Below are 3,189 nucleotides of genomic sequence, written 5' to 3'. Positions count from 1 at the left end.
AAGTCAGGCGAGCCGTCGCCCGGAACCAGGTCTCCTGGAAGATGTCCGTGGCGTCGTCCTCTTCGCCGCGGGCGAGGCGCAGCGCCAGCCGCCAGAGGGCGTCCTCGCAGCGGCGGTAGAAGGCGAGGAAGTCCTTCTCGCGCCGCGACCGGAGGTAGCGCGCGACCAGGGCGCCGTCGGTCACGGACCCGCTAGTGTGCCGGCGCGGAAGTCCCGTGTGCACCGAGGCGCGTGATGCGCCCGCGGGGCAAGGCGGAACGACGCGCCGTAGCCGTTGCTACGGCAAGGAGTTCCAACGCCGCAGCCGCGGGATGCAGCGCGCGCCGAATGCCTGCGGGACTTCGGCAACGGTGCACTAGGGACGGGTGTCCGAGCGGCTTAAGGAGCACGATTGGAAATCGTGTGGGGTTAACAGCCCTCGTGGGTTCGAATCCCACCCCGTCCGTTCGCCGCTCTTGGGCGGTGGGTTGTACAGGAAGGTCGAGTAACGGGGAGTAGCTCAGCCCGGTAGAGTACTGCGTTCGGGACGCAGGGGTCGCTGGTTCGAATCCAGTCTCCCCGACTGGCTGGAAGGGCGCCCAACCGAGGCGCCCTTTGGAGGCGTAGTCCTAACTGGTAAGGCACCGCACTCGAAATGCGGCGGGCGCAAGCCCATGGGGGTTCGACTCCCTCCGCCTCCGTGTTGTACTGCAACGACTTACGAGAATGCCCCGGCCCGACCTGGACCGGGGCTTTTCTTGTTTGTGAACTCGATGATCCGAGCCGTCCCCCTTGACTCTGTACCATGGTACGGGGTTTACCGTGTGCGACAGCGGAATCTCGACGGAAAGGGCTGGCTGTGACCACAAACGCACACTTTCACATCGGGCACGACGTGGGCCCGGTCGGTCGCTGGTTCCGGCTTTTCGTCGGCGCCTACTTCCTCGTGTTCCTCGTGCTCAATCCCCTCCTCGTCAATCCGATGGCCAGGGCGGATCTTCTTCCGTTCGCGGCCGACGTCGGCCTCAGCCTGGCGGCGATCATCGCCATCTACCTGGTGGTGTTTCGCGCGATCGGGGAGCTCGTGCTGTCCAAAATGAACCCCTGGACCGGCACGATCGTCTTCCTCGGCACGCCGACCGTGCTCCTGCTGGCGGGGGTGCTCCCGGCGCCGACCCAGGTGGCGCTCGGGATGTACATCAGCGCCTCCCTCATCGTCACGTTCTTCATGCGCTACGGCGGCTGTGAGGTCGTGGCCCTGCCGTCGGTGCTGTTCCGCAGGCGCTACACGATGTACTGCCCGTACAATTCGATCGACGCCGTGGAGCGGGCGGTCTCCCTCGACGTCTCCACGCGCCGCGGCAGGATCGCCACCATCGTTTCGCTCGGCATCGTCGTCTTCGTCGGGGGATACTTCTTCCTGGTGGAGACCGAGCATCTGCTCGGCATCTACGGCGTCGCGGTCGATCTCGACAACAGGTGGGCGTTTCTGCTTCTCGTGCCGATCGCCAACCTCCTGAGCGGCGCGTGGACGAGCTTCCTGTCGGACACCGAACGGCGCGGCGACGTGCGCAACTACCTACTCGGCGCGGGCGTGCTGATCCTGGCGCTGATCGTGTTCCTCCAGGACGGCCTTTCGGACAACGCCGTGTGGCGGTGGGTCATGGTACTCGGCGGTCTGATCGTCGTTTGGGAGCTCATCTCGAGGGCGGCGGCGGCGCTGGGCGCTCGCCGCGCGGGCTCCCTCCCGGCGGTGGAGGTCGGGGCCGGAGAGTGAGCGGGATGGAACGGATAGCCACGACTCTGCTGGCCGCGTTCATCGGTCTCGGGTTCGCCGGGGAGCGGACGGCGGTCGATTCCGTCGACCCGACCATCAGCGTGCCGGCCCGGCCGATCGCGGTCCGCGGCGACGACGGCCGGGTGCACCTTTCCTACGAGCTTCACGTCACCGACTTCGATCCCAACGAGCTCCGCATCAGCCGCATCGAGGTGCTCGACGGAGCGGGCCAAAATATAGGGGAGTTCGACGAAGGCGCCCTGCAAGGTATCCTGCACGCCTTCGAGATAGACTACGACCGCAGCCTGCACTACGACTCGCTCGGCCGCGCACACGCGTTCCACTACGCCGGCGGCAGGGGAGCCGTGGCCTACCTGTGGATCACGGTGAGCGACTACTCGGACGTTCCCGCGCGGATCGAGCATCGACTGACGTTCTCGGGCCCGGGCGGTGAGGAGACCCCCGAGGCCACGATCGTGACCGGCGGCGGCATGGACGTCGGCGTCGGCCACCTGGCCGTCCTCGGCGGGCCCCCGTTGAGGGGCGGCGACTGGCTGGCCGGCCAGGGCCCGGGCATGACCCCGTCCGCTCACAGGCTGTCGCTGATCCGCCTCGACGGCCGCCTCTCCATAGCCGCGCGTTTCGCGATCGACTACGTGCGCCTCGATGAAGATGGGAGAAGGCACACCCGGGACGGCGACCGAAACGAGGACTACCACGGCTACGGGGCCGACGTTCTGGCCATCGACGATGGCGTAGTGGCGTTCGCCACCGACGGAATCCCCGAGAACACCCCCGGCGGCGCGCGCGCGGTCCCGCTCGAGATAGGCACGCTGGGCGGGAACTCCGTCGTGCTGGACATCGGCGCGGGGCTCTACGCCCACTACGGCCACCTGCAGCCCGGGCTCGACGTGAAGCCGGGAGACCACGTCCGCCAGGGCGACGTCATCGGGCGCCTCGGCAACTCCGGCAACTCGAACGAGCCCCATCTGCACTTCCAGGTCAGCGACAGCAGATCACCGTACGCCGTCGTGGGGGAAGGTTTGCCGTACGTGCACAGGGATTTCTGGTGGATCGGAAGGTGCTCCGATGGGACCCCGGTCGAGTGCGAAAGGTCGGGCGAGGACCGTAAGAACAACGCGATCCCGCTGCAGAACAGCGTGATCCGGTTCCCGGACCAGCCGCCGCGGTAGAGAATCTCCCCACCCAGGTCGGGGCTCTCATCACTTGCGGCAAGACCCCGTTGTGGACACCGTTCGCCAACCATGTTTTCCTTCGTCTCCCGACCGCGTAGGGCGGTTCGCCGGGTCCTCGCGAGCGCCGCCGTGTTCCTCTTGGTCGCCCAATCGGCGATCGCGGGGACGAGCGCGTGGTGCCCCGAAGACACCCTCGGCGAGGAAACGACGTCCGTGGCGATGGCCGGCGACATGTCC

3 protein-coding genes and 3 tRNA genes are annotated in these 3,189 nt (G+C 67.3%); 5 read left to right on the top strand and 1 reads right to left on the bottom strand.

Annotation, left to right across the window (positions count from 1 at the left end; translation table 11 throughout):
- On the bottom strand, positions 1-184 hold a 184-nt coding region (locus tag ABFS34_16285; protein MEN8376983.1), incomplete at its 3' end, for a hypothetical protein.
- A gap of 175 nt (positions 185-359) precedes the next feature.
- On the opposite strand from ABFS34_16285, the gene ABFS34_16280 reads away from it, so the two are divergent.
- From ABFS34_16280 to ABFS34_16260, 5 genes are all read left to right on the top strand, one after another.
- A tRNA-Ser gene (locus tag ABFS34_16280) sits at positions 360-445 on the top strand.
- A 43-nt stretch (positions 446-488) separates the two neighbouring features.
- A tRNA-Pro gene (locus tag ABFS34_16275) sits at positions 489-562 on the top strand.
- Positions 563-596: 34 nt separating this feature from the next.
- Positions 597-680: transfer RNA gene (locus ABFS34_16270), tRNA-Ser, on the top strand.
- A 158-nt stretch (positions 681-838) separates the two neighbouring features.
- Positions 839-1,756 carry a DUF6410 domain-containing protein gene (locus ABFS34_16265; protein ID MEN8376982.1) on the top strand — a complete coding sequence of 306 codons (918 nt, stop codon included), beginning with the start codon at positions 839-841 and terminating at the stop codon, positions 1,754-1,756.
- Positions 1,757-1,761: 5 nt separating this feature from the next.
- A complete protein-coding gene (locus tag ABFS34_16260; GenBank protein MEN8376981.1) occupies positions 1,762-2,949 on the top strand; it encodes a M23 family metallopeptidase in 1,188 nt (395 codons plus the stop codon).
- Positions 2,950-3,189 lie beyond the last annotated feature (240 nt).

Source organism: Gemmatimonadota bacterium (genome assembly GCA_039715185.1).
GTDB lineage: Bacteria > Gemmatimonadota > Gemmatimonadetes > Longimicrobiales > RSA9 > DATHRK01.
Note: the sequence above shows the minus strand (reverse complement) of the source record. Positions and strands in the feature narration are given on the sequence as shown.